We start from the raw sequence: 25,340 nt of genomic DNA on the forward strand, positions 1-25,340 counted from the left end.
AGGGTTTTAGTAAAATGCTTAAAAGGCTTTTAGATTTAATAATTGCTAGTTTAGCACTTATTGTACTCTCTCCTATTTTTGCATATGTTGCATATCAAGTACGCAAAAAATTGGGATCACCGATATTCTTTTTGCAAGAGCGACCAGGTAAAGATGGCAAGCTTTTTAAAATGATTAAGTTCCGGTCGATGAAAAATGCAGTGGATAAAGAAGGCAATCCATTACCAGATGAACAGCGTATAACACCTTTTGGACAAAAACTTCGTTCTACAAGTTTAGATGAAATGCCACAACTCATAAACGTCTTAAAAGGGGATATGAGTATTGTTGGACCACGTCCTATGCTTAAAGACTTTGTAGCATTATATTCACCAGAACAAGCTCGTCGTTTGGAAGTTAAACCCGGTATGACTGGCCTAGCACAGGTCAGTGGTCGAAATGAACTTGATTATGAAGAACGCTTTAAATTTGACGTTTGGTATGTAGATAACCATAATACTTTAGTGGACTTTAAAATCATGTTCAAAACAGTCGCTGTGATGATCAAACGAGAAGGTATTAATGCACCGGGTCATGTTGGCCCTTCTTTATTTCAAGGAAATGATCCTGAAAAAATTAAAGATGAAATCAAGTCATAAATTTTATTAGTGAAATATTTCTAATGATCAAAAAAGCCATTCTGCCTGTTGCTGGTTTAGGCACCCGTTTTCTGCCTGCCAGTAAAGCCATTCCCAAAGAAATGGTGACTGTGGTCGATCGTCCTGCGATTGAATATGTGGTCAAAGAAGCGATTGCTGCTGGCATTGAACAGATTATTCTTGTTACCCATTCCTCAAAAGTATCCATTGAAAACTATTTTGATCGTAACTTTGAGCTGGAAACCACTCTAGAACATAAAAAGAAATTTGATTTACTCAAAGAAATCACTGAAATTTTACCGCCACATGTGAGTGTGATTAGCGTACGTCAACCACAGCCACTTGGTTTAGGTCATGCTGTACTGTGTGCTAAAGCTGTAGTAGGTGGTGATGATTTTGCTGTGCTATTACCAGATGTTCTTGTAAAAGATTCATCAAAAACCAATGATTTGAGTTTAATGATTCAACGTTTTGATGAAACTAATGCAGCACAGATTATGGTTGAAGCAGTACCAGATCATCTGGTCGATCAATATGGTATTGTGGATGTTGCGACTACACCTGCCGAAGGTGAAAGTACCGTGATGCAGGGCATTGTTGAAAAACCTGCAGTCGGCACTGCACCTTCTAATTTATCGGTGGTGGGGCGTTATGTCTTGCCTGCAGAAATTATGACTTTGCTGGAAAATACCCCTAAAGGGGCAGGCAATGAAATTCAATTGACCGATGCCATTGCCATGTTGCAGCAGACAGAAGCTGTAGAAGCTTACCGTATGCAAGGTCAGACTTTTGATTGTGGCAGCAAGTTGGGTTACTTAAAAGCAGTGTTGCATTATGGGCTCGATCATCCAAAATTAGGTGATGATTTTAAAGCCTTGATTCAAGAGTTAAAGCTTGAGTCATAAAGGTGATTAAGGGGGGGAAGATTAGAAAATCTCTCCTAGCCTCCCTTCTTACGCAAGAATTTAAAGCAGTGCTTAAACTCTTGCTCAGGGAGGAACATCCATTATAAAGCTTTTGCTAGTGCGAACTTCCCCCTTTGAAAAAGGTGAGCCATGTATGGCGCAAGGAGGGGGGATTAAAAAACCTGAAAAGTTATTCATATATGATGTAGGAAAGGATGAAATGTAAAAATCCCTCCTAACCTCCCTTTAAAAAAGGGAGGAACCCACGTGAAATAAACAGCATCAACCAATACACAGGAACACATTTTGAAAGTCGCAGTCTTTGGAAAAACCCTCTATGCAGGCGTGATGTCTGCACTCTTGGCAGAATGTGGGCATCACGTCTATTGGTGCGATATCTTTCAGGATGCTGCCCATCCACTCGAACAGCAACATCTCAGCTTTCAAGACCAAGCCTTGAGCCTGTTATTACAACAACAATGCAGCAAAGGCTTTTTAAACTATTGTGATTTTGCTGCATTGCCTTTAGATGTGGATGTGTATCTACTCAGTTTGAACCCGACTGAAGAAGCCCACGCCTTAACCGTTTTGGGGCAGTTGCAACAACGTCCGATCATTCACCCTAAATTGATGATCAATGCCTCAACTTTGGGTTTAAATGGCACACAGCGCCTGCAAAAAATCTTGCCACAAGATGACTGGATGTATTTGCCCGACATGATTCAAGAGGGCAATGCCGTTCAAAGTATGACCCGTGCACAGCAACTCACGGTGGGTTGTGAAAATGAACGTGCGCAAGTCAAACTCAAAGAATTACTCCGCCCTTTATTTCCACGTGCACAGCAATACCTGTTTATGCCCGTGTTGGATGCAGAATTTACCAAACTGAGTATTTCAGGCATGTTGGCAACCCGTATCAGTTATATCAATGACTTGGCGGTGGTGGCAGAAAAACTGGGGATTGATATTGAGCATGTGCGGCAGGGTATGGCGGCAGATAGTCGCATTGGTGCATCTTATATGTATCCTGGTGCGGGGTTTGGTGGTGAAAACTTTAGCCATGATATTCAGACTCTGGCCAGTACCGTATCCACCACAGGGGTAAAAAGTCAGCTGTTGGCGCAGGTTTGGGATATTAACGAACAACAAAAAGAACTCTTGTTTAGAAAGCTGTGGAATTATTATCAGGGCGATTTACACGGCAAAACTGTGGCCATTTGGGGCGCAGCCTTTAAAGAAAATACCGCACGGGTGCAACATTCTCCCATTCATGTGATGTTACCTGCGTTGTGGGCGCAGGGTGTGACGGTCAAATTGCACGACCCACAAGCCTTACCTGAAATTGCGGCACAATATGGTCAGCGTGATGATCTGATTTTATGTACAGACCAATACCAAGCGGTAGAGGGGGCATCGGCATTATGTGTGCTGACCGCGTGGAAACAGTACTGGAGTTTGGCTTATCCAACTTTGTTGCAGCAGATGCAGCATCCGCTGATTTTGGATGGTCGTAATATTTATGATCCTGAATTTGTGAAGGCACAAGGTTTTGCTTATATGGGAGTCGGTCGCTAATGATGGGTACCACAACATCACAGGCAAATAATCAGCCACAGCAAACGGCCTTGCAGCAATTACAACACTTGCAACAACAGTTTCAGCAGCTGCATTTAAATCAGCTGTTTGCTCAAGATCCACAGCGTTTTCAGCGTTTCTCGGTGGCTTTGGACAGTGTGCTGTTTGATTATAGCAAGCATCGGATTGATGCCAAGGTGTTGCAGACTCTGGTTCAGTTTGCACAGCAGAGTCAGCTTGCTGAGTGGATTCAACGTTTATTTTTAACGGCAACGGGCTCAGAGAAAATCAACTATACCGAACAGCGCGATGCGATGCATTGGGCCTTGCGTTTGCCTGCGACCAGCCCAGCAGCATACGCTTCCGAACAGAGTGATGCCTACGCTGCATTGACTGAGCAAGTGCATACCCAGCTTGAACGTATGTATGCCTTGGTGGAAAAAATCCATGCAGGCCAATACCGTGGTGCCACGGGTGAAGTGATTCAGGATGTGGTCAATATTGGTGTGGGTGGCTCAGATTTAGGCCCCTTGATGGTGACCCAAGCCTTATCTGATTTTAAAGTGGCAACTGAAAAACCACTGAATGTACATTTTGTGTCCACCATGGATGGCAGCCAGCTATCCGAATTGCTGCATCGTCTGCGTCCTGAAACCACTTTATTTATTATTTCGTCCAAGTCTTTTGGCACCATTGATACCTTATCCAATGCGCAAACGGTGAAACAATGGCTGGAAAAGGCTTTGGGTACACATGCGCAAATTCTGAAACATCACTTTATTGGGGTATCCACTAAAGCCGATAAAATGACTGCTTGGGGCATTTGTCCTGAAAATCAGCTCTTGCTGTGGGATTGGGTGGGTGGTCGCTATTCGTTATGGTCGTGTATTGGCTTACCGATTGCCCTGACCATTGGCGTTGCGGGTTTTCAGCGGTTTTTAGCAGGTGCACATGCGGTTGATCAGCATTTTCAAACGGCTGCATTTGATCAGAACATCCCAGTGCTGATGGGCTTGCTTGGGGTATGGAATAATAATTTCCTGAATATTCAGACTCATGCGGTCTTGCCTTATGATGGACGTTTAAAATACTTCGCTTCGTATTTACAGCAATTAGAAATGGAATCGAATGGCAAGTCGATTCAGCGTAATGGCGAGGCGGTGAGCTTGGACACTTGCCCGATTGTTTGGGGTGAGGTTGGGCCGAATGCACAGCATGCGTTTTATCAATTGCTGCACCAAGGGACACATGCGGTCAGCTGTGATTTTATTGCTCCTGTGCAGCGTTATAATGCCAATCAGTTTACCTATGCGGAAAATGCCGAGGCTTTAGTAGAGCAGCATCATTTGGCCTTGTCCAACTGCTTGGCGCAGTCGCGGCTTTTGGCCTTTGGTAATCAAGCATTAGATCAGCAGGAATTAGATGGCTTAGCTGCGTATAAGCAGTACAGTGGTAATCAGCCAAGTAGCAGTATTTTATTGCAAGAACTCAATCCGTATAGCTTAGGCATGTTGATTGCTTTGTATGAACACAAAGTCTTTGTGCAATCTGTGCTTTGGAATATCAACCCATTTGATCAGTGGGGTGTTGAAAAAGGTAAAGAGATTGCCAATCAACTGTTGCCGATTTTAAGTGGAGAACAAACAGATGTGTCCAAGCTTGATGCATCGACTCAAGGTTTATTAAAAATTTTATTAGGAAAAATAGATGGCTAATGTTTTAGTAACAGGCGGTGCTGGCTATATTGGTTCACATACCTGTGTCGAGTTGCTGAATGCAGGGCACAGTGTGGTGGTGCTAGATAATTTGTCCAATAGCTCGGCAGAGTCATTGGCGCGGGTGCAACAACTGACGGGCAAAACCTTGCAGTTTATTCAGGGTGATATTCGTGATGCTGCTGCTTTGGATGCTGTGTTTGCTGCACATCAAATTGATGCGGTGATTCATTTTGCAGGACTCAAAGCAGTGGGAGAAAGCCAACAAATTCCACTGAGCTATTTTGACAACAATATTGCGGGTTCAATTAGTCTGGTTCAGGCGATGCAACGTGCGCATGTGTTTAAACTGGTGTTTAGTTCATCGGCCACGGTGTACGATGAAGCCAATATTTCACCGTTGAATGAAGAGATGCCAACGGGTATGCCAAGCAATAACTATGGCTATACCAAACTGATTGTAGAACAGCTTTTACAAAAAGCAGCCCTTGCCGATGCACGTTGGTCAATTGCATTATTGCGTTATTTTAACCCTGTGGGGGCGCACAAAAGTGGCTGCATTGGCGAAGACCCACAAGGTATTCCAAATAATTTAATGCCTTATGTCACCCAAGTAGCGGTGGGACGTCGTGAAAAACTGTCAATTTTTGGGCAGGATTATGCCACACCAGATGGTACTGGTGTGCGCGATTATATTCATGTGGTCGATTTGGCCAATGCGCATTTATGTGCCTTGAATAACCGTTTGACTGCCCAGGGTTGCCGTGCTTGGAATATTGGTACGGGTAATGGAATTTCGGTGCTGCAAGTGAAGAATACTTTTGAACAGGTCAATGGTGTGCAGATTCCATTTGAGTTTGGACCACGTCGTGAAGGCGATGTGGCGACCTCTTTTGCAGATAATAGCCGCGCCGTGCAAGAACTGGGCTGGACACCACAATATGCTTTAGAGGATATGTTGGCCGATAGTTGGAACTGGCAAAAGCAGAATCCGAATGGTTATCGTCAAGATGAATGATTCTAGCCATACACTCAGCCACAAGGTTTAGAGCATAAAAAAGGGAGTCAGTTTTGACTCCCTTTTTTATATTGCTTTGATTTTCAGATTAAGCTTGAATCAATTGTGTCAACTCATCCACATAGTCCTGCATTGGGCGCGGGTTTTGATCACGACGGCTTTCAATATTTAAGCGCAATAATGGCTCAGTATTTGACGCACGCACATTAAAACGCCATGCACCAAAGTCAAGGCTCACACCATCGGTTTGGTCAATCGCTGGGTTTTGGTTGGCATAATGCTCAAAGATTTTTTGGATCGTGACTTGAGTATCGGTCACTTTAAAGTTAATTTCGCCCGAACATGGGAACTTGGCAATCATTTCTTCGACCAGACTCGATAGCGATTCTCCTGTTTCAGACAACACAGAAAGCACCAATAACCAGGGAATCATGCCGCTGTCACAATAGGCGAAATCACGGAAATAGTGGTGTGCGCTCATTTCACCGCCGTAAACGGCATTGTGCTCACGCATCACATCTTTAATAAAGGCATGTCCAGATTTAGATTGAATCGCTTCACCCTGATATTGCGCGACTACATCAAAGGTATTCCAGACCAAACGCGGGTCATGCACGATTTTTTCGCCTGCTTGTTTGAGCAAAAACGCCTGTGCCAATAAGCCGACAATATAATAGCCTTCAATAAACTGGCCTTTTTCATCGAACAAGAAACAGCGGTCAAAGTCACCATCCCACGCAATGCCCATGTCGGCTTGATGCTCTAATACGGCATTGCGGGTGCTATCACGGTTTTCCACTAAAATTGGATTGGGGATACCATTGGGGAAAGTACCATCGGCATCATTGTGAATTTTGACAAACTCAACAGGGATATTCAGAGCTTTGAATTTTTGCTCAATTGCATCGACCACATGTCCTGCAGCGCCATTGCCTGCATTCATGACCAGTTTCATTGGGCGAATTTTGCTAGGCTCGATATAAGTCATTAAATGGTCAATAAATTCAGGCAAAATATTGTAGCTTTGAGTGCTACCTTTGTGCTCAACTGGGGTAAATTCGCCCGATTCTGCCAAAGCCTGAATGTCTTTTAGGCCGGTATCGGCACTAATCGGACGTGCATTTTCACGTACCAGTTTCATGCCGTTGTAGTCCATGGGGTTATGGCTGGCAGTTACTTCAATGCCACCTTGCACGTCTAAATGAAAGGCTGCGAAATAGACTTCTTCTGTGCCTGTCATTCCCAAGTCGAGCACATTGACCCCTGCATCATTTAAACCACGAATGGTGGCCTGCTTTAAGCCTTCGCTGCTAAGGCGAATATCGCAACCAATCGCAACGGTTTTGGGTTGGTAAATTTGTCCGTAAGCACGACCAATTTTATAGGCAATCTCTTCATTGAGTTCTGTGCCCAATTTTCCGCGAATGTCATAGGCTTTAAAACAGGTTAATGTGCTCATGTATTGTCCTAAATATTTGGAAAAATCGTATTGCTGCCTATGATAATCGAACTGTGTGTAATGTGCTGTATAGAATGGAAGATCAATTGCTTGAAGATGTTTCAGGTCAAAGACTATGGATGAGAAAAGACGTGGTGATGGGCAAATGTGTTTTTAATGAGTAAGAAGTTGGTTAAAATACGACTCAGACTTATGTGTTCGATATGATTGAAGATGGAATTACAGAAAAGTACTTTAGAGCCAGAGCAGAAACTTTCTGCGCCACAGAAAAAATTTCAGAAATTATGCCAAAAAATTGAGCAGGAACAGCTACGTTTGAATGAATGGCAGACCGCACAAGCCGATATTCAGGCACGTGCCAGCCGTGAAATTTTACTGACTTATGCGCAATTGCGTGAAGTTATATTTCAGCAAATTCAACAATTGCTTCAGCAAAAACAACAAAAAGTGACGGCAGCCCAGCAAACTAAGCTGGATCAAAAAATTGAGCAACTCAGTTTACAACTTTTGGATTCGCAGCAGATGTCTACCGAACAAGTTCAGTTTTTAACAGAATTGCTGAACAGTTATGGGCATCATATTGAATTGCTAGACACAGATGATGTGGATTTAAGATCTGAAGCTAAAACAGCAACAGAGTCAGAAGACGAAAATGTTGAACAATGTGAACAAAATAGTTTTGAACATGATAAGTCTGAACAAGAGCGCTTGGCACAGCTCAAGCTAGAAAGTTTGAAGCATTTTCTTTGTGAAGAATATGACCTAGATCTAGATTTTTTTGATTTTCAGCATGATCCATTAGATTTAGATGACTTTATAAAAAAATTTGAACAAAAAATGCAAGAACAAGAGGAGCTGGATTTTTTAAGTCAGTTGAGTAGTGCGCAAAAAGCTTTTGCCGAACAGCAAATTGCCCGTGAAAAAGCCAAAGCAGCAAAAAAACAGCAACAGCGTGAAGAAGCCAAGAAACTAGCAAATCAGTCCATTAAAGCGATTTACTTAAAAATTACAGCGTGGATTCACCCAGATCGTGAGCAAGATGAGCAGAAAAAACAAGAAAAAACCGTATTGATGCAGCAAGCCAATCAGGCTTATGAAGCCAATGATTTATTGACATTGTTAAATTTGCAAATTCAGTTGGGTCAGCAGCATAATTTGTCTTTCGCCAATCAACAATTAAAAGCGTATAACCTGCTTTTAGAAGAACAGTTAGAAACTTTGCAAATGCAAGTAGATGACATTATTTACTCTTTTAATTGGAGTCAGTTTTTATATTCTAACCGTAAAATTAAAGTGCAGGATTTGTATCGAAAATATGAGCAAGACTATCGACATGTTCAACAAAAATTAGCTCGAGCGCAAGAGATACTGGAAAAATATCAAGACCTTAAACAATTAAAGCAATTGATGCGCAGTCAATATGTGTGGGAAATGCATGCTGTGATGATGTAGACATATTGAGGTTTGGCTTTGAATGTTTATGCAAAAAGTAGTCTTTATTTACAATATTCCTTTTGAGTGAATCCAAGTTATGCTCAGGTTGGGCCGTTCGGCTACTATTCTGAAATGACACCTTTGTCCGTTATAATTGTATAAACATTTTTAGTGTCTGGTAATTATGTCCTCATTGATCAATTTTCTATCTCGCTTTAGTACAGCAACTCTTCAGCGCAGTCTTAGCTATGCTAAACGCATTGATAGGGAAACGATTGAGTTCTTTGAGGAAAAAGACGGGGTTACGATGTATGCCCAAATTGAAGGGACAGATTATTACGATACTGCAATTACCTATAATCCCCAAAAAGACCGTTTAATCGATGACGACTGCACTTGTCCGGTTGGATATAACTGTAAACATGCTGCTGCTTTAGCGCGGTTATTCTTTCAGGAATATCGCCAGGAATTTCAGCAGCGTTATGCTGACTCTCAATCCCCGCAGGGAATCGCAAAACGCCGATGGGGGGATGATCAGGCGCAGCGCTGGTTGAATGATTTTAAACGGTATTTACAACAGACTGAACCAGAGCAATCTGTCAAAACAAACAATTATTTAATTTACCTGCTAGATCAGTCGGTCAGCTTAAAGAAATTGACAGTTGATGTTCAGAAGGCCAGACGCAATAAAAACGGCTCAATTGCGGGGGAAAGTTATTATACCCAATATGAAAATATCACCAGAAAGCATCTGACTTTACCTGAACAAAAACGACAATTATTTAACCAGATTTATTATTACGCCAAAATAAACAGCGACGAGCGTTTTTATCAAAGCAATCTTGATATCTCCGGAATTTCATTGGAGCACTTTAAATCTTTTATTCAAAGTGGCGATGTGTACTGGCAAAAAAAGAGCTATGCTGCACTTCAATGGTCAGAACAAGGCTATCACATCGAATTGATCTGGGAACAAGGTGTCAACAAACAGACGGAGCATTTAAACATTGAATTGGTTAATGGCGATATTCGACTCGATTTAAAATCAAATCCACATATCCAGATTCTCGCGAGCCAGCCACCATGTTATGTGGATATTCAACAGAACACGGTGGGCCAGTTATATGGTGAATATACGGCAAATCTGCTCTACCATTTTTTACAGATGCCTGATCTTCCAGCTACGCTCTTGCCAGAGTTTGAGCAACTGACTCATCAATATTCAGACGTGCAAAATCTGCCTCAACCCGAGTTTATTCAGCATATTGATGTCCTTGAGGGTAGTCCCCAGCCAATTTTACGCTTCGGTGTTTTAGATAAATTTGATTGGAAATGGGAAGAGTCTGTTTGTGCTGAAATTGAATTCTCCTATGCAGGCGGGCGAATTAAAGCAGGTACATCAGGTGACAGTTTCATTGGTGAGCAGCATGACAAAATGGTGCGACAGCTTCGGGACTTAGTTCAGGAACAACAGTCAATCCAGCGTTTACAGCTATTGGTCGAATCACTGAAGTGGGTGAAAGATCTTAGTTATGACCAGCAATTAAAACTGGATAAACAACGTCTCGATTCTATGGTTTTTGCTTTCTATGGAGACTGGATCAAACAGCTGATGCCCATCAATCAAATTGAGTTGATGGGCTGGCAGATAGAGCATCTGGAAAACAGCCCCTTTAACCTGCAATATGTTGAAAATTTAAATATTTCTATCACTGAATCTGAAGGCCAGCAGGACTGGTTCAATATCGGGGCGACGGTTCAAGACAGTGCAGGCAATTCTTATAATTTACTTGATGCGCTCGTAGCTTTGGTGCGAGTAAATCCTGATTTACTTGATCCGCGGACTTTTATTCATCTGCATGACAGTCAAATTTTCACCGTGAAAACTGCAGTTGATCAACCTGATTTGGCGCTATCCGCTAGGGATATTAAGCCGGTATTATTGCATTTGCAGAGCATTTTACAGCAAGAAGAGCGCAGTATTGATCGCTATGATGCGAGTCAATTATTAGAATTGCAGCATAATCTTGGGATGACATGGCAGGTCAGTGATCGCCTGCAGAAATTTGTACATAAATTCAAACAAGGCTATCAGCAACAACTGCCGACACCACAAGGTTTTCAGGGGGAGTTGCGTCTATACCAGCAGCAGGGCTTAGGCTGGTTACAGTTTTTAAGGGAAACCCAGCATGGCGGGATTCTGGCAGATGATATGGGCTTGGGGAAAACAGCACAAACTTTAGCCCATTTACTCATGGAAAAGCAGGCTGGATATTTGCAGGATAGTCCCGCCTTAATTGTTGCACCCACATCGCTGATGCATAACTGGTTCAAAGAAGCGGAGAAATTTACCCCAGAGCTCAAGGTATTGCTGCTACAGGGGCCCGATCGCCATCAGTATTTTGAGCAGATTCCGCACTATGATATTGTGTTAACCACCTATCCGCTTCTGGCGAGAGATGAAGAGCAACTAAAGCAATATGAATATCATCAACTCATTTTGGATGAGGCGCAGAATATCAAAAATCCGCGCGCCAAAGCTGCACAGGTAGTACGACAATTAACAGCGCGACATCGTCTATGTCTAACCGGTACACCTATGGAAAATCATTTGGGTGAGCTGTGGGCACTATTTTATTTCCTGATGCCAGGATTTTTATATTCACAAGAAATTTTTAATAAAAAGTACCGTCATCCGATTGAAAAGCGCGGTGATCAGCAGTTAAGGCAAAAGTTGGTCAACCGCATTAAACCCTTTATTTTACGTCGCTTGAAAACTGACGTTGCCAAGGAATTGCCTGAAAAAACCACGATTGAAGTCAATATTGATATGAATGACCAGCAATCCAAGTTATATGAGGCTGTTCGTGCCACGATGCAGGCAAGCATTCAGAAAATTGTGGCAGAAAAAGGCTTTAAACGTAGTCAAATTCAAATTTTAGATGCCTTACTGAAGCTACGTCAGGTGTGCTGCCATCCTAGCTTACTAAAGCTGGATTCAGTGAAAATTGGGCAGGCGCATTCTGCCAAACTTGAACAGTTGATGGATATGGTCGTTCCAATGGTGGAAGAGGGGCGAAAAATTCTTATCTTCTCTCAGTTTACCTCAATGTTGGAACTGATTGAACAAAAGTTCCATCACGCAGAAATTGGCTATGTGAAGCTGACTGGAAAGACCAAAAAGCGAGATGAAGTCATTACAGCGTTTCAGTCTGGACAAGTGCCGGTATTTTTAATCAGTCTGAAAGCAGGAGGGGTCGGTTTGAATCTAACTGCCGCAGATACGGTCATTCACTATGATCCATGGTGGAACCCTGCTGCTGAAGATCAAGCTTCAGATCGTGCATGGCGGATTGGACAGGACAAGCCGGTATTTGTCTATAAGCTGATTACTAATAAAAGCATAGAAGAAAAAATTCTTGCCTTACAGCAAAATAAAGCAGAACTGGCACACTCTATTCTAAGTACAGATCATGAAGGCGAAGCGAAACTGACGGAAAATGACGTGATGAACTTGTTTGAGAAATTTTAGTTTGGTTTCAGATTACCCTAATCATCTGTAAGTATCTGAAGGTCTGGATGCAATTTTTTCCAATGTTCTCTTAATTTTTCTTTATGAACAGAAATCATAGGTAAGTCTAGTAATAGCACTGGCCATACCGACCGTGCTTTGTCCATGATCGCGTGAAGTTGTTTTTCAATAACACGCCATGGAACACCGACTTTTTCAGCCCATTGTTCAAAGTGTTTCATCTCAGCTAAATACCAATCTTTATTTTTGGCAAGATTTAAGGCGAAATGACGCTCATTTTCAATATATACACTTGTCATCAATATATCGTATGCAGGGGATAATCTTGGCGTTGTTTTATCGTGATAAATCATACTCCAGTTCTTTAAGTGTGCATCTCCATTGGCGAGTAAAATATTGACGAGTAAACGGCTGGCAAATTGCTGAATATCAAAAATTTTGTTATCTGAATAGTGATAAATGATCTTACCGATCTGCTCATAATTTGTGGTGCTGTATTTCTGGTGTGGATATGAACCAAAGATCTGAGCAAAATCTTCAATATGAATAAGCTCTGTAGTATTAGCAGTACTCTGCCTATCGAATCTCTTAATTGCAAAAGCATATTGCTCTTGGGGTAGATTTAATGGTGGAAGGTCTTGTAAGAGTGCCATATCTACCAAACGAATCTCTGGGATATCTATTCCGACCATTTTGGCAAGGATCATCATAGAGTATTCATTCAGCGGAACAAAAGCATGTCTGGTAGAAGGAGTTTTGACAATCCAATCACCGAGTAGGCTGGATTCCGTTGCCTGTGCTAATGTAAAACGCCCATCTTTGGCTTTCATGGAAAACTTCATTTGGACGCCAGCCAAGGAAAACTTATTATTTGTCCGAATCTCTTGTTTTAATATCTGATCTGGATTCGAGATCTGAAGCTTAAATTTTATTCCATCTGGGATTTCTTCTGGATCTACTGGGGTTGCAATCAGTGCCCCAGGTAAGTCATGACCTAAAGCTGCCAATAACTGAAATTCATTGTCTATATGTATTTTGAGGCTTTGTGCTATGAGTTCGCGTAATGCACCTTCTGGTAGCAGATTTGATAGCAAGGGGTGTAAGCGCTGATGTGTAACATAGGTCTTTTCTAAAATCTTATCCGCTTGAGGATATAAAGGGGAAGTAAGCAAGCTCAAGGTCGGACGTTGCTGATCCAAGTGAAAAGAATCTGTGAAAACCAGAATATTTTTTCCGCTCTGAAATCCTGCCAAGTATCCAACGACAACGTGATGTAATGTTAATTTCAGGACGGCAACAGTATTCATGGTTCCTCTCCTCCGAGAAGACCTTTCCATGGGTTAGACATTAAGTCATCTTGATCTTCAATAGTGACTTTAATTTCATCATTCAATAATTGTCTAATCAAATGAACCTTATCATCTGGGATGAGCATCAGTTGAGCATTTAGTCCTGCCGCAATAATTTCTAAGGTATCTAATCGAGGATTGCCTTGACTTTCCAGTTTTTGGTACTGCTGTCTTGAAATGCCTGTACGTGATTGCATATCAACTTGCTTTAAACCCAATAGGGTTCGTCTTTTTTTGACTTGCTGTAGTAAAGACTTATTTAGTGTAGACATATTTATTGCTTTTTGGTGGTGTAAGAAGCATATTAGTTGCTTTTTTATTAAGAAGCAATGACAGAAATTATTAACAGGCTCCGCGGCATCAATATTTAGGATCTAGGCAAGCTGATCTTGTTTAACATAAGCCACTTAGTAGTAGCTAATACTATCTTTTGTTTTGGAGTTTTTTTATCTTGTATGATTGATACTCTGGAGCATCATCTACACGGTTTTTTGTTCACAGTTTTGAAAGAGCACTTTTGTAAACTTACTTTTTTAAGTATAAAAATTTCTTATGAAGTAAAATATTGAATAAAACAACAATAAAAAAGCCCCAGTCATTCAACTGAGGCTTTTAGAATCTGGAGCGGGAAACGAGACTCGAACTCGCGACCCCAACCTTGGCAAGGTTGTGCTCTACCAACTGAGCTATTCCCGCATGCGGTGTATAATACATTATGCAAAAATAGGGTCAATCCATTTATGCAAAAAATTAGCTTAATTGCATAAATAAACGACATTTTTTAGAACAACTGGCGATGAGATCGCCAAATTTAAGTAGAAAAACACGCTGTAACAGCACCAAGCACGAATGATTCTGCCAAAGTGCTGAGAATTGTATAGAACGCAGTTATACTGCTAGGCAGCCTTTAAACCATTTTGGGAAATACAATCATGAGTTTAGAACAACAATTGTTGCAACGCTTAGCTGCTTTAAATCCAAGTCATTTAGAAGTTGTGAATGAATCTGCAGGGCATGGCGGTTATTTCCCAGGAAAAGAATCCCATTTTAAAGTGGTGATGGTCAGTGATGTTTTTCAGGGCTTACGTTCGGTACAACGTCATCAAAAAATTTATGCCGCTGTGGGTGATCTACTCGCGCCAAATAAAATTCATGCGCTTGCGATTCATGCCTTTGTTGCCTCTGAGTGGCAAGGCCAAGATACGTCAAGCCCTGAATGTGCACATGCACCAAAAGATGCGTAAGGGAAGGCTATAGATGGAAAATTTATCAATGCTGAACAATATTCACGTTGCTGCAGTGGCTTTGTTGCTGTTAGTGATTGTGGTGCGTGCCATGACTTTATTTAAAGGTACATTGAACCACTCTCCAAACCCTAAAGCATGGAAAGTCTTTGTAGCTTTGCAGCATTCGGCACTCACGCTGATTGTGGTGACAGGAGTCATTGCCTTATTTCTGAAGGATTTTCAGGTCGAAGCTTGGTTTTATGCCAAAATTATTTTATTTTTTGTGATGCTTTCTTCTTTGATTAAAGCGTATAAAAAAGATGAGCGTATTTTGCTGGTGCAGCGCCGTGTTGGCTGGGGACTGGCCCTGATTGCTTTCATTGCCATTTTAGGTTTGGTTATGCTTAAACCAAGTTTTGGCTAGGGCAAGTTTAAGGATTGTTAGACACTATGCGCCAACAATCATAGCGGGTCGGTTAAACTGAACATATAACAAGAACTGAAGTCATTCAACGAGGGGCGACAATGCGCACACGTGTGGTGTTTAATCAGAAAGGTGGTGTTGGAAAGTCCAGTATTACCGTGAATTTGGCAGCAATCAGTGCTCATCAAGGGCTAAAAACACTGGTAATTGATCTCGACCCGCAAGCCAACTCCAGTCAATATTTACTGGGCGATGATGCGACCTATTCTGCCGATAAACCTGCACTTGAACCCAATATTGAAAATTATTTTGAAGAGGTTTTGGGGGGCAATCAGTCCAAAGGTTTATTGGGCAATGCGCTAGGCTCTATTTTAAAAAACCGCAGCAAAGGTTTAGAAGCTTATGTGCATCAGTCACCGTTTAAGAATCTGGATGTGATTCCTGCTAGCCCGCAATTAGGTGGTTTGGCACATGCCTTAGAATCTAAACATAAAATTTACAAACTACGTGATGCCTTGCAACAATTGTCCGATCAATATGACCGCGTGTTTATTGATACCCCGCCTGCATTTAACTTCTTTACCTTGTCGGCATTAATTGCTGCAGATCGGGTGCTCATTCCATTTGACTGCGATGTCTTTTCTAAACGTGCTTTGCAAAGTTTGATTGAAAATGTGTTGGAAACTCAGGATGACCACAATGCAAACTTGCAAATTGAAGGCATTGTGGTGAATCAGTTTCAGGCGCAGGCCAAGTTGCCGCGTGAAGTGGTTCAGCAACTCAAAGATGAAGGTTTACCTGTTTTGAATAGCATGTTGCCGCCTTCGGTGTTGATGAAAGAATCACATCATAAAAATTTGCCATTAATTCATTTGGCAACAGATCATAAATTGACGCAGGCCTATCAATCATTGTTCAATGAAATTGAGCAAGCGTGATACAGAGGTAGACATGAAAACATTTGCAATTGGTCTTGTCGCGGCAAGTAGTTTATTGCTAGGGGCTTGTGCGACCACAGTGAAACCTAGCTATGTGTCGCCTACACATTATCAGGCTTTGAATTGCCAACAATTACAAAGCGAATATAACCGTATTCAGCAATATATTGAAAGCGGTGTTGAAGCACCGAAACGTACAGGTGTTGGTGTGGGTATCGGTTTAGGCGGTGGTTGGGGCAGCCGTGGCGGTTGGGGCGTTGCACCGAGTGTTTCTGTCAATATGGGACAGTCATCCAATACCAAAAGAACAGAATTGGCACGTCTTTTAGGTGAGCAAGAAGCCATTGTGCAAGCAGCAAAATTTAAAGCTTGCCCGATTATTGTTAAGCTCAAACCTGCAACATCTTAAATTTTAGGGTTTTGCGAATATTTCGTCCGTGGTGCTGTCATTTTTGCAGCACCATTGCTTAAAAAATGTAGCAAGATAATTCAAGATTGATTTCAATCTAATATTTTAAAAACAAAAACTTAACTTTATTTTCTGTCCTATTTATACCCTTGGGTCAGTCCTGCCAGATAGAAAAACTTGTCATTTTCAATGGCTTTCATATAAGGTGTGCTCCTATTTTTGATTTGCATGCTCTGGTGTTTATGATTGAAAGTTGGCTCTTTGTCCTAGCAATGATTGCGGTCTTGATGATTCCTGGCCCGACCAATGCGCTATTGGCAAGCTCAGCCCACCAACAAGGCATTGCCAAAACCAGTCTGCTGATTCCCGCAGAGTTTTTTGGTTATATGTATGCCATTAGTCTGTGGGCGTTATTCATTCATTTGAGTGCGCCAATTTGGCCTTATTTGATTGATATTCTGCATGTTTTAAGTGCGGGCTATGTATTTTGGATGGCTTTTCATTTATGGAAGCAGTCACATTTAGAACAACATTGTCAAAAGCACTCTGCCATTCGCCCTGCACAATTATTTTTTTCGACTTTTAAAAACCCGAAAGCCTTGTTATTTGCGGCAGGTATTTTGCCTACAGAAACATGGGATAACCCGACCAACTTTGCCATGGTCTATGTCTTATTTGGTCTGATTTTATTGCCAACAGCGTTATTTTGGATGTCTTTTGGGCGAGCAGTTTTGGCGCGAGAAACCAATAAAGTGACGGCAGATTTGTTATATAAAGGCTCGGCTTTGCTGTTGGTGGTGTGTATGCTGCCAGTGGTAGCACGTTTTTTCTAAAGATTTAGAGATTTTTGGTGAGTTGAGCACTCATCTCACCTATTTTGAATGGATAAGGGCAGCACTGTTCAACAGGCATGCCCAAAGAATTTCACAACTTAAGCAGTTTTTTTCTTGAGTTTTTGGCGAATAAAACCAATCACCCCAGGCAAGACACTTAAAATAATAATGCCGAAAATTAAATGGGTGAAATTGTCTTTCACAATTGGCATATTGCCAAACAAATAACCGAGTGTAATAAACGACGCGATCCAGCAAAAAGCGCCAATTACGTTATAGGTTAGGAAGTATTTATAATTCATGCTGCCTGCACCCGCCACAAAGGGCGCAAAGGTACGCGCAAAAGGCACAAAACGCGCAAAAATAATGGTTTTTCCGCCGTGTCGCTCAAAAAACTTCTGGGTTTCGATCAAATGTTTTTTATTGATAAAACGTGATTCCAGCTCAAAAACCCGTGGACCAATATATTTACCAATGTGGTAATTCAAGGTGTCACCGAGTACCGCAGCAGTAAACAATAAAATACCCAAAATCCACGGATCCATCACTCCTGTCGATGCAGCCAGTGCGCCTGCTGCGAACAGCAAACTATCGCCAGGTAAAAACGGCATGACCACCAAGCCCGTTTCTACAAAAATAATCAGGAATAAAATAGCGTAAATCCATACCCCATATTGGGTGATGAATTCGAGCAAATGTTCATCGACGTGTAATATAAAATCAATCAGTTCCATGGGAAAAAACAAGCGAAAGTGTGCTCAAATCCTAGCAGTCCACAGGCGGAAAGTCAGTATGAAAAGGTAAATAATTTTCACAGTGATTTTAGGGATGCTAGACCAGCCACATCGGTTCTTTTTCGTTGCATAGATGCAACAACATGTCTTTTAAATGCGTATTTATCCTGAATTTTGAAAAAACTAAGATGTATTTGTCTTCAAGAATGAATCAAAAATATAGGTGATCTGATGTTTAATCCAAATGTTGTGTTAAAAAGTGTGGTCGAAAAAGCAAGTGTGCAAGCCATTGTAAGTTTATTTGCACGTGCTTTTTTAGCGTATTTATTTATTGTATCTGGTTGGGGAAAAATTGCAGGCTATGAGGCAACTGTGGGTTATATGCAGGAGATGGGTGTTTCAGGTTCATTATTGCCGTTCGTTATTTTGCTGGAATTGGGCGGTGGTTTGGCACTTTTATTGGGCTTTCAGGCACGAGTGGTCGGCTTGGGCTTAGGTGTTTTTAGTCTCGTGACTGCATTTTTGTTCCATGGCGCGCCAGAAGATGCCTTGAACTTAATGAAAAATATTGGTTTAGCAGGTGGTTTCTTCTATGTGATGTTGTACGGTGCAGGCAAAATAAGTCTAGACCATCTTTTGGAAGCAAAAAAGTAAGTCATTGATTTCCACATCAGCTCAACAATTTAAGCAATCTTCAAGAAGGTTGCTTTTTTTATGCCATAGAAAATGCATAGTCTTTTAAAACTTAGAGTATGTGGTCACTGCAATATCACGAAGAAAAATAGCCATTTTTAGGATTGTCTGAATAGTGTGCGCAAGGCGTGGAAAAATGTTAGAATAGCGCGCTTAATTCGTTTGCCTTTCTATAGTTGTTTGTCATGACTACCAATACTCAAATTACTGAAGATCGTATCCTGATTCTGGATTTCGGTTCGCAATATAGCCAGCTGATCGCACGTCGTGTTCGTGAAGCGGGCGTATATTCTGAAATGTATGCCTACGATATGTCGGAAGAAGACATTCGTGCATTTAATCCAAACGGTATTATCTTATCGGGTGGACCTGAAAGTGTTCACCAAGCGGGTAGTCCACGCGCACCTGAAATTGTATTTAACTTAGGCGTACCTGTACTGGGTATCTGCTATGGTTTACAAACCATGTCAGAACAACTGGGCGGTAAAGTTGAAGCGGGTTCAGTACATGAATTCGGTTATGCCGAAGTCGATATTTTGGTACGTGACAAACTGATTGGTAACTTGCAAGACCGTGAAAACCAATTGCACGTTTGGATGAGCCATGGCGATAAAGTGGCACGCATTCCAGAAGGCTTCCAAATTACGGCTAGCACACCAAGCTGCCCTGTGGCGATGATTTCTGATGAAACACGCCGTTTCTATGGTATTCAATTCCACCCAGAAGTAACGCACACGGCTAAAGGTGCAGAATTACTGTCTAACTTCGTACATCAAATTTGTGGATGTCGTGGTTTGTGGACACCAGAACACATTATCGACTTGCGTGTAGAGCAATTACGTCAGCAAATTGGCGATGAAAAAGTATTGCTTGGTTTGTCGGGCGGTGTGGATTCTTCTGTGGTTGCGGCATTGTTGCATAAAGCCATTGGCGATCAATTAACGTGTGTATTTGTAGACAATGGTTTGTTGCGCTTGAACGAAGGCGATCAAGTGATGCAAATGTTTGCAGAAAACATGGGGATTCGCGTGATTCGTGCCGACGCTGAACAGCGTTTCTTGGGTGCATTGGCTGGCGAAGTTGATCCAGAGAAAAAACGTAAAATCATTGGTCGTGAATTTATTGAAGTTTTTGCCGAAGAAGCACGTAAGCTGGATGGCGTGAAATTCTTGGCACAAGGTACGATTTACCCAGACGTGATTGAATCTGCAGCCAGCAAACAAGGCAAAGCGCATGTGATTAAATCACACCACAACGTGGGTGGTTTACCAGAAGATTTAGCTTTTGAATTGGTTGAACCATTACGTGACTTGTTTAAAGATGAAGTTCGTAAACTTGGCACCACTTTAGGCTTGCCACACAGCATGATTTACCGCCATCCATTCCCAGGTCCAGGTTTGGGCGTGCGTATTTTGGGTGAAGTGAAAAAAGAATATGCAGACATTTTACGTCTAGCTGATGATATTTTCATGCAGGAATTACGTGCAAGTGGCTGGTATGACAAAACAGCTCAAGCATTTGCAGTATTCCAACCTGTAAAATCAGTTGGTGTCGTCGGCGATGGTCGTCGTTATGCATGGGTAATTGCACTTCGTGCTGTAGAAACAGTGGACTTTATGACAGCACGTTTCGCACATTTACCGTACGATTTAGTCGACAAAATCTCTACCCGCATCATGAATGAAATTGCAGACGTTTCACGTGTGGTTTATGACGTATCATCTAAACCACCTGCAACCATTGAATGGGAGTAAATTTGGGCTTTCTAAAAGCGATAGCTTTTAGCCAAATTTACGCCAAGAGCTACGCTCGCGGCAGTCGGGATTTCACGAAGCACTGCTTCGTGCCTGAATTACGCCAAGCGCTATGCGCGCGGCAGTCGGGGTTTCAAGCAGCACTGCTGCTTGCCAGTTTTACGCCATGAGCCTATTTTAAAACACCGCTATTTAAAATGGGCGCAAGATGCGCGCAGCAGCTAGGGTTTTTTAAACATACTCTAGCCAAAAACCCAAAAAATGAGCACGTAATGTGCTCATTTTTTTATATCTTTAGATCATCCAAGATTTAACTTCTTTTTTTAAAATCGGTTCGGGTGGCTCAGACATTCCCACATCATAACTGATCACGCAGTTACGTCCGCTTTGTTTGGCTTGGTAAAGTGCGAGGTCGGCTTCTTTAATCAACAGCTGTAAGTCAGTTTGTTGCGGTTTTAAACTCGATACACCAATCGACACGGTAAAATTAAAGCACTTATTTCCTATACACATTTCATGCTGAGCAATTTTTTGTCTTAAGCGTTCTGAAATCATCAGTGCTTCATCTAAGCTGGTTTCACTAAGCAGAGCGATAAACTCTTCACCGCCAAAGCGTGCCAAAATATCCTTGCGGCGCATTTCTTTACGAGCAATGTCTGCAATATTTTGTAAGACCCGATCTCCAATATCGTGCCCATAGGTATCGTTAATTTGTTTAAAAAAGTCGACATCAAACATTAGTAAGCAGACCGATTCAGATTTAGGCCATGCATGAATTTTGTGTTCTGCCATGTGTACAAACTGACGTCGGTTATTGAGTTGGGTCAGTTCATCGGTGTGTGCCAAGGCTTGCAAGGTATGAAAATTCCAGTCATCCAGCAAACTGCGTAAAAAGTGATGGCGGGCATTTAGGGTGTTGATCCAACTGATATACAAACTCAACAAACATACAGGGATATACACCACCATAAAAACTAAGGCATCCTGCAAATTGGTGAGGGAAATCACCCCCAAAAACATGAGTACGCTCATGACCAATGAATTGTAGACCGCAGGGCGGAAACGCACTTGAATACATAGGTTCGCCATGAGCACAAAAATGACCGAGGCATACACATAAGTGGAAATCCAAGGGCTTTGTGATTGCGACAGGATATAGAACCAAATACCGCAGCACAGTGTGGCGCTGACCGGTAAAATTAAATCTAGCAGGCGAATATCTTTGATCAATTTAAAGCAGAAATAATTGCCAATCAGCGCCAATACAACAGCACTGAGACGGAGTGTGGCCGAGAGTGTAGTGACATCTGGAATGATGAAATAATCGATAAAGAAATACAGCAGGAACGTCATTTGCCCAATGTAATTGACTTGGCGTAAATAACGACGCTGATGTAAATTCTGGTGTTGATAAAAATGTGTTTCAAATTGCGGCGGGAGTTGCGCAGCAGGGTGCTGCAATGCTTTTTCAATTGCTTGTCGGTTTTCAAGATCACACTCAGTTGTTTTTAAAAGTTTTTCTGAGGCTTCCTGATTGCTTAAAATCTTCGAACGGGTCTGTTCCCCCATTCGAGCTTTTACAGACATAGCGATATTTACTCAAATTGACAACTTATAGTGAGGATTATGCGCAAAATGCAGAAAAAATAACCTCCCTAAATTTGGGTATTTTCTCTATTTTTTTAAATTTTGGTCAAAATTATGCCATATATTTTAAGGTGTAGTTCAAGTTTGAACCATAAAAATCAGAACAACAAATTTCATCTTGCTCTTCGTTAGTGATTTACTATATTTAATAGTCAAGGAATTTACAGAAATATAAGAGGTATAGGATGAGCAACAGCAATTATACCGAGCTTTCCAATTCAGACGATTGTGATAAGTACGTCAAGCAATTTATACAGGAATTTCCACTGCGTAGTGCTGAAATTGGGCAGGGAACTTTAATTAAACGTGCTTTACCGAGTCGGCATAAACGCATGATTGGGGCATGGTGTTTTCTAGATCACGCAGGTCCTGTTAATTTTCCACAAGGTGAAGGCTTAGATGTCGGGCCGCATCCACATATTGGTTTGCAAACATTCACCTGGATGATTGAAGGCAGCATTATGCATACCGACAGTTTGGGTACTAAGCAATTGATTCGTCCCAAACAGGTTAATTTAATGACCGCGGGTTATGGTATTTCACATACCGAAGTTGCTCCCGACACCGAAACACACATGCATACAGCGCAACTGTGGATTGCTTTACCTGATGATCAGCGCAATATGGCGCCACGTTTTGATCATTACCCTGACTTGCCTGTGGTTTTGCTAGATGGAGTGGAATTTACCATCTTAGTTGGTGAATTTTTAAATACCACTTCACCAGTATTAGTACATAGTGAGTTGCTAGGGGTAGATATTTATAGTGAAACCAGCACGACAACCCGTTTGCCGCTGAATCCTAAATTTGAATATGGTTTGATGATGCTGGAAGGCACAGCCACTGTGCATGGGCATGAATTAAACGATGAAAATATGCTGGTGCTTGAACCGGGCTTAACCGAAATTCAGCTAGATTTACATGCGGGTGCGCGTCTGTTGCTATTGGGCGGTTTACCTTTTGAGTCGCCAATTTTGTTGTGGTGGAATCTCGTCGGTCGTACCCAAGAGGAACTCAGCATTGCACGTGAGCAATGGGTCAATCATGATCCTCGTTTTGGCACAATACCAGACTACGATGGACCACGTTTAGAAGCGCCGACTTTCCCCGCAAAAATGCGTGCATCAAAATAAATGATGGAATATCAATCTATAGGGAGCATCTTATGGCCAAGATTGGCACAGCACAGGTACGCAGTTTAGACACGGCATGGCAAGGTCAGATCCAAAGTGGTCAGCACCAATGGAAGGTAGATGAGCCTGAAAAGTTAGGTGGTCAAGATGCAGGTCCTGCACCTTATGATCTGTTATGTAGCAGTTTGGTCGCTTGCACCATGATTACCTTGCGTATGTATGCACAGCATAAGGGTTTGGATTTTGGCAAAATTCAGGTCGAGGCGGACTTCTTTACCAATCAGGAAGGGCAGGAGTGGATTGAACGCCGTGTGCAAACTGAAGCAGCGTTAGATGCAGAATTACAGCAAAAAGTACTGAATATCTGTCAAAAAACACCTGTGACGAAAACCTTGTTACGCAGTGTGGAAATTCGTACTGAATTGGGTTAAACCTAGAGTTGAATCCGTCTCTTATAAAAAGGCATGCAGGACATGCCTTTTTATAATGTTGCGTGAAACAGAAGATATAACAATCACTTAAAAACAGATGTAATAAAAACAAAATAGGACGTTTATGATTACTTTACACCACCTTGATCAATCCCGCTCTTTCCGCATTTTGTGGGCGCTCGAAGAGCTGGGTTTGGACTATGAAATCAAGTTTTACCACCGTCAGCCCAATTTAAGTGCGCCCAATGAATTGAAGCTGATTCACCCATTGGGTAAAGCACCAATTTTGACGGATGCAGAGCAGACCATTGCAGAATCTGCAGTCATTTTGGAGTACTTGCAGCAGCATTATGATACGCAAAGGCAGTTTAAACCGCAGCAGGCTTCAGCACAGCAAGCATATCAATACTGGATGCATTATGCCGAAGGCTCGCTAATGCCATTGTTAGTGATGCAATTGGTGATGACCAATGTGCCGCAGCATGTGCCATGGTTAGTTCGACCAATGGCGCAAAAAATTACTGCAGGTGTTAAAGCAGGGTTTATTCAGCCTCGTTTAAAAGATCATATTGCTTATTTAGAAGATTATTTGGGCAAACATGATTATTTTGCAGGGGATTTTTCTTTTGCCGATATTCAAATGGGTTTCCCGCTCCAAGCATTGCAAAGCCGTACCGGGCATCATTATCCACAGATTGCGGCTTATTTGGCACGCGTGGAACAGCGTCCTGCATTTCAGCGTGCACGCGAACGTGAGCAGCAGTTAATGCAAATCTAGCGATGATTTTTGTGAGTACATCGTTCTATAGACCTAAAAAAAGATGCCGAGGCATCTTTTTTTAATTGATTTTGGTCGATTGATAACAATGAGGCTTAGCGTTTCACGACAATTGAATCAATTCCACTATGCTGCAAAGTTTGCTGAGCAATCACTGCAGCATCGGCTGAATCATAAGGGCCTGAAATCACCCGATACCAAGTTTCACCACCTTCTACACTTTTCACTACATCTGCCGATAAACCATTCAAAATAATTTCGGCACGACGTGCATCTGCAGCATCTGGGTCGGTATAGCTACGCACTTGTAGAATATAGCTGGCTTGTACCACAGGGGCAGGCATTTCTGTCAGGCCAACATTGGCTTCGCTGGCCGCTGGCGCCTCTACAGCAGCAGGCGCTTCAACAATGACTACGGTATTCTGTTGCTGTGTTTCAGGCACCGCTTGCTCAGGAATTGGGGTAACCTGTTGCTGTGGCAGCAAATCATAAAAACGATAGTCTTTGTTGGTATCTTCCTGATAATGCTCAGAATTGATTTGCCCTTTAGGCTGTACAGGTGCCCACGGTTTCCATAGCATTAAGGCTACAGCAAAACACAACACGATTAAAATCACCACGAGTGTGCCTAACCACGTTGGAATTAGTGGTTTTTTTGGCTTATTCGGTCGTTCAGATACACCGCGTTGCGTTTTTCCAAACACGTGGACTTCCT

The 25,340-nt window shown here is 42.0% G+C and carries 23 protein-coding genes and 1 tRNA gene; 17 read left to right on the forward strand and 7 right to left on the reverse strand.

Annotated elements, in window-relative coordinates:
• Positions 1-14: 14 nt before the first annotated feature.
• From FTU35_RS08065 to galE, 5 genes are all read left to right on the forward strand, one after another.
• Positions 15-638 (forward strand): sugar transferase, encoded by a 624-nt coding sequence (locus FTU35_RS08065; RefSeq protein WP_180064664.1) that lies wholly within the window; start codon positions 15-17, stop codon positions 636-638.
• A 23-nt stretch (positions 639-661) separates the two neighbouring features.
• Positions 662-1,543, forward strand: a complete 882-nt coding sequence (galU, locus tag FTU35_RS08070; protein WP_180064665.1) for a UTP--glucose-1-phosphate uridylyltransferase GalU — start codon at positions 662-664, stop codon at positions 1,541-1,543.
• Between the two features lie 306 nt (positions 1,544-1,849).
• Positions 1,850-3,118, forward strand: coding sequence for a nucleotide sugar dehydrogenase (locus FTU35_RS08075; protein ID WP_180064666.1), 1,269 nt, complete (start codon positions 1,850-1,852; stop codon positions 3,116-3,118).
• Complete coding sequence (pgi, locus tag FTU35_RS08080; protein ID WP_180064667.1) at positions 3,118-4,833, forward strand: glucose-6-phosphate isomerase; 1,716 nt, start codon at positions 3,118-3,120, stop codon at positions 4,831-4,833. The genes FTU35_RS08075 and pgi overlap by 1 nt, the downstream gene beginning before the upstream one ends.
• A complete protein-coding gene (galE, locus tag FTU35_RS08085; protein WP_180064668.1) occupies positions 4,826-5,851 on the forward strand; it encodes a UDP-glucose 4-epimerase GalE in 1,026 nt (341 codons plus the stop codon). The genes pgi and galE overlap by 8 nt, the downstream gene beginning before the upstream one ends.
• Positions 5,852-5,939: 88 nt before the next feature.
• Here the strand turns inward: galE and FTU35_RS08090 are convergent, their stop codons facing one another.
• Positions 5,940-7,310, reverse strand: a complete 1,371-nt coding sequence (locus tag FTU35_RS08090) for a phosphomannomutase CpsG (protein WP_180064669.1) — start codon at positions 7,308-7,310, stop codon at positions 5,940-5,942.
• Positions 7,311-7,523: 213 nt separating this feature from the next.
• Here FTU35_RS08090 and FTU35_RS08095 point away from each other — a divergent pair, with 213 nt between their 5' ends.
• A complete protein-coding gene (locus FTU35_RS08095; protein ID WP_180064670.1) occupies positions 7,524-8,762 on the forward strand; it encodes a hypothetical protein in 1,239 nt (412 codons plus the stop codon).
• A 166-nt stretch (positions 8,763-8,928) separates the two neighbouring features.
• Entirely contained in the window at positions 8,929-12,276 is a 3,348-nt protein-coding gene (locus FTU35_RS08100; protein ID WP_180064671.1) for a DEAD/DEAH box helicase, read from the forward strand.
• A 17-nt stretch (positions 12,277-12,293) separates the two neighbouring features.
• Here the strand turns inward: FTU35_RS08100 and FTU35_RS08105 are convergent, their stop codons facing one another.
• The 3 genes from FTU35_RS08105 to FTU35_RS08115 form a co-directional block, all read right to left on the reverse strand.
• On the reverse strand, positions 12,294-13,583 hold the full coding sequence (locus FTU35_RS08105) for a type II toxin-antitoxin system HipA family toxin (protein WP_179991374.1): 1,290 nt from the start codon (positions 13,581-13,583) through the stop codon (positions 12,294-12,296).
• A complete protein-coding gene (locus tag FTU35_RS08110; protein WP_004883943.1) occupies positions 13,580-13,897 on the reverse strand; it encodes a helix-turn-helix domain-containing protein in 318 nt (105 codons plus the stop codon). Before FTU35_RS08110 ends, FTU35_RS08105 begins: the two co-directional genes overlap by 4 nt.
• A gap of 348 nt (positions 13,898-14,245) precedes the next feature.
• A tRNA-Gly gene (locus FTU35_RS08115) sits at positions 14,246-14,321 on the reverse strand.
• Between the two features lie 236 nt (positions 14,322-14,557).
• Between FTU35_RS08115 and FTU35_RS08120 the strand changes: the two genes are divergently transcribed.
• From FTU35_RS08120 to FTU35_RS08140, 5 genes are all read left to right on the forward strand, one after another.
• Positions 14,558-14,869 (forward strand): BolA family transcriptional regulator, encoded by a 312-nt coding sequence (locus FTU35_RS08120; protein ID WP_104852854.1) that lies wholly within the window; start codon positions 14,558-14,560, stop codon positions 14,867-14,869.
• A 13-nt stretch (positions 14,870-14,882) separates the two neighbouring features.
• Positions 14,883-15,275 carry a SirB2 family protein gene (locus FTU35_RS08125; RefSeq protein WP_104852855.1) on the forward strand — a complete coding sequence of 131 codons (393 nt, stop codon included), beginning with the start codon at positions 14,883-14,885 and terminating at the stop codon, positions 15,273-15,275.
• A gap of 101 nt (positions 15,276-15,376) precedes the next feature.
• Entirely contained in the window at positions 15,377-16,213 is an 837-nt protein-coding gene (locus FTU35_RS08130; protein WP_154321185.1) for a ParA family protein, read from the forward strand.
• A gap of 13 nt (positions 16,214-16,226) precedes the next feature.
• Entirely contained in the window at positions 16,227-16,622 is a 396-nt protein-coding gene (locus FTU35_RS08135; protein WP_131261282.1) for a hypothetical protein, read from the forward strand.
• Positions 16,623-16,864: 242 nt separating this feature from the next.
• Positions 16,865-17,455, forward strand: a complete 591-nt coding sequence (locus tag FTU35_RS08140) for a LysE family translocator (RefSeq protein WP_131261281.1) — start codon at positions 16,865-16,867, stop codon at positions 17,453-17,455.
• A gap of 98 nt (positions 17,456-17,553) precedes the next feature.
• Here FTU35_RS08140 and FTU35_RS08145 read toward each other — a convergent pair whose 3' ends face one another.
• Positions 17,554-18,189, reverse strand: coding sequence for a DedA family protein (locus tag FTU35_RS08145; RefSeq protein ID WP_096902210.1), 636 nt, complete (start codon positions 18,187-18,189; stop codon positions 17,554-17,556).
• A 231-nt stretch (positions 18,190-18,420) separates the two neighbouring features.
• Here FTU35_RS08145 and FTU35_RS08150 point away from each other — a divergent pair, with 231 nt between their 5' ends.
• Both FTU35_RS08150 and guaA read left to right on the forward strand, forming a co-directional pair.
• Positions 18,421-18,843 carry a DoxX family protein gene (locus FTU35_RS08150; protein WP_154321184.1) on the forward strand — a complete coding sequence of 141 codons (423 nt, stop codon included), beginning with the start codon at positions 18,421-18,423 and terminating at the stop codon, positions 18,841-18,843.
• A 224-nt stretch (positions 18,844-19,067) separates the two neighbouring features.
• Entirely contained in the window at positions 19,068-20,636 is a 1,569-nt protein-coding gene (gene guaA / locus FTU35_RS08155) for a glutamine-hydrolyzing GMP synthase (protein WP_154321183.1), read from the forward strand.
• A 294-nt stretch (positions 20,637-20,930) separates the two neighbouring features.
• On the opposite strand, the gene FTU35_RS08160 is transcribed toward guaA, so the two are convergent.
• A complete protein-coding gene (locus FTU35_RS08160; protein WP_171501115.1) occupies positions 20,931-22,223 on the reverse strand; it encodes a GGDEF domain-containing protein in 1,293 nt (430 codons plus the stop codon).
• A 245-nt stretch (positions 22,224-22,468) separates the two neighbouring features.
• On the opposite strand from FTU35_RS08160, the gene FTU35_RS08165 reads away from it, so the two are divergent.
• The 3 genes from FTU35_RS08165 to FTU35_RS08175 all read left to right on the forward strand — a co-directional run bounded on the left by FTU35_RS08165 (position 22,469) and on the right by FTU35_RS08175 (position 24,625).
• Positions 22,469-23,416 carry a pirin family protein gene (locus tag FTU35_RS08165; RefSeq protein WP_004970229.1) on the forward strand — a complete coding sequence of 316 codons (948 nt, stop codon included), beginning with the start codon at positions 22,469-22,471 and terminating at the stop codon, positions 23,414-23,416.
• Positions 23,417-23,448: 32 nt separating this feature from the next.
• Positions 23,449-23,847, forward strand: coding sequence for an OsmC family protein (locus FTU35_RS08170; protein ID WP_004970227.1), 399 nt, complete (start codon positions 23,449-23,451; stop codon positions 23,845-23,847).
• Between the two features lie 124 nt (positions 23,848-23,971).
• Positions 23,972-24,625, forward strand: coding sequence for a glutathione S-transferase family protein (locus FTU35_RS08175; RefSeq protein WP_004970224.1), 654 nt, complete (start codon positions 23,972-23,974; stop codon positions 24,623-24,625).
• A gap of 95 nt (positions 24,626-24,720) precedes the next feature.
• Here the strand turns inward: FTU35_RS08175 and FTU35_RS08180 are convergent, their stop codons facing one another.
• Positions 24,721-25,329: an SPOR domain-containing protein gene (locus tag FTU35_RS08180; protein WP_004970222.1), complete on the reverse strand. Its 609-nt coding sequence runs from the start codon at positions 25,327-25,329 to the stop codon at positions 24,721-24,723.
• Positions 25,330-25,340: the final 11 nt, after the last annotated feature.

The organism is Acinetobacter sp. YH12095 (assembly GCF_013419245.1).
GTDB classification, from domain to species: Bacteria; Pseudomonadota; Gammaproteobacteria; order Pseudomonadales; family Moraxellaceae; genus Acinetobacter; species Acinetobacter towneri.

Excerpts from the sequence above, each read along its gene's own strand:
- guaA (WP_154321183.1), top strand. The coding sequence starts at position 19,068 with ATGACTACCAATACTCAAATTACTGAAGATCGTATCCTGATTCTGGAT.
- FTU35_RS08150 (WP_154321184.1), top strand. The coding sequence starts at position 18,421 with ATGTTTAATCCAAATGTTGTGTTAAAAAGTGTGGTCGAAAAAGCAAGT.
- FTU35_RS08130 (WP_154321185.1), top strand. The coding sequence starts at position 15,377 with ATGCGCACACGTGTGGTGTTTAATCAGAAAGGTGGTGTTGGAAAGTCC.
- FTU35_RS08175 (WP_004970224.1), top strand. The coding sequence starts at position 23,972 with ATGATTACTTTACACCACCTTGATCAATCCCGCTCTTTCCGCATTTTG.
- FTU35_RS08105 (WP_179991374.1), bottom strand. The coding sequence starts at position 13,583 with ATGAATACTGTTGCCGTCCTGAAATTAACATTACATCACGTTGTCGTT.
- FTU35_RS08120 (WP_104852854.1), top strand. The coding sequence starts at position 14,558 with ATGAGTTTAGAACAACAATTGTTGCAACGCTTAGCTGCTTTAAATCCA.
- FTU35_RS08160 (WP_171501115.1), bottom strand. The coding sequence starts at position 22,223 with ATGTCTGTAAAAGCTCGAATGGGGGAACAGACCCGTTCGAAGATTTTA.
- FTU35_RS08135 (WP_131261282.1), top strand. The coding sequence starts at position 16,227 with ATGAAAACATTTGCAATTGGTCTTGTCGCGGCAAGTAGTTTATTGCTA.
- FTU35_RS08100 (WP_180064671.1), top strand. The coding sequence starts at position 8,929 with ATGTCCTCATTGATCAATTTTCTATCTCGCTTTAGTACAGCAACTCTT.
- pgi (WP_180064667.1), top strand. The coding sequence starts at position 3,118 with ATGATGGGTACCACAACATCACAGGCAAATAATCAGCCACAGCAAACG.
- FTU35_RS08065 (WP_180064664.1), top strand. The coding sequence starts at position 15 with ATGCTTAAAAGGCTTTTAGATTTAATAATTGCTAGTTTAGCACTTATT.
- FTU35_RS08145 (WP_096902210.1), bottom strand. The coding sequence starts at position 18,189 with ATGGAACTGATTGATTTTATATTACACGTCGATGAACATTTGCTCGAA.
- FTU35_RS08110 (WP_004883943.1), bottom strand. The coding sequence starts at position 13,897 with ATGTCTACACTAAATAAGTCTTTACTACAGCAAGTCAAAAAAAGACGA.
- FTU35_RS08125 (WP_104852855.1), top strand. The coding sequence starts at position 14,883 with ATGGAAAATTTATCAATGCTGAACAATATTCACGTTGCTGCAGTGGCT.
- FTU35_RS08170 (WP_004970227.1), top strand. The coding sequence starts at position 23,449 with ATGGCCAAGATTGGCACAGCACAGGTACGCAGTTTAGACACGGCATGG.
- galU (WP_180064665.1), top strand. The coding sequence starts at position 662 with ATGATCAAAAAAGCCATTCTGCCTGTTGCTGGTTTAGGCACCCGTTTT.
- FTU35_RS08140 (WP_131261281.1), top strand. The coding sequence starts at position 16,865 with ATGATTGAAAGTTGGCTCTTTGTCCTAGCAATGATTGCGGTCTTGATG.
- galE (WP_180064668.1), top strand. The coding sequence starts at position 4,826 with ATGGCTAATGTTTTAGTAACAGGCGGTGCTGGCTATATTGGTTCACAT.
- FTU35_RS08095 (WP_180064670.1), top strand. The coding sequence starts at position 7,524 with ATGGAATTACAGAAAAGTACTTTAGAGCCAGAGCAGAAACTTTCTGCG.
- FTU35_RS08165 (WP_004970229.1), top strand. The coding sequence starts at position 22,469 with ATGAGCAACAGCAATTATACCGAGCTTTCCAATTCAGACGATTGTGAT.
- FTU35_RS08090 (WP_180064669.1), bottom strand. The coding sequence starts at position 7,310 with ATGAGCACATTAACCTGTTTTAAAGCCTATGACATTCGCGGAAAATTG.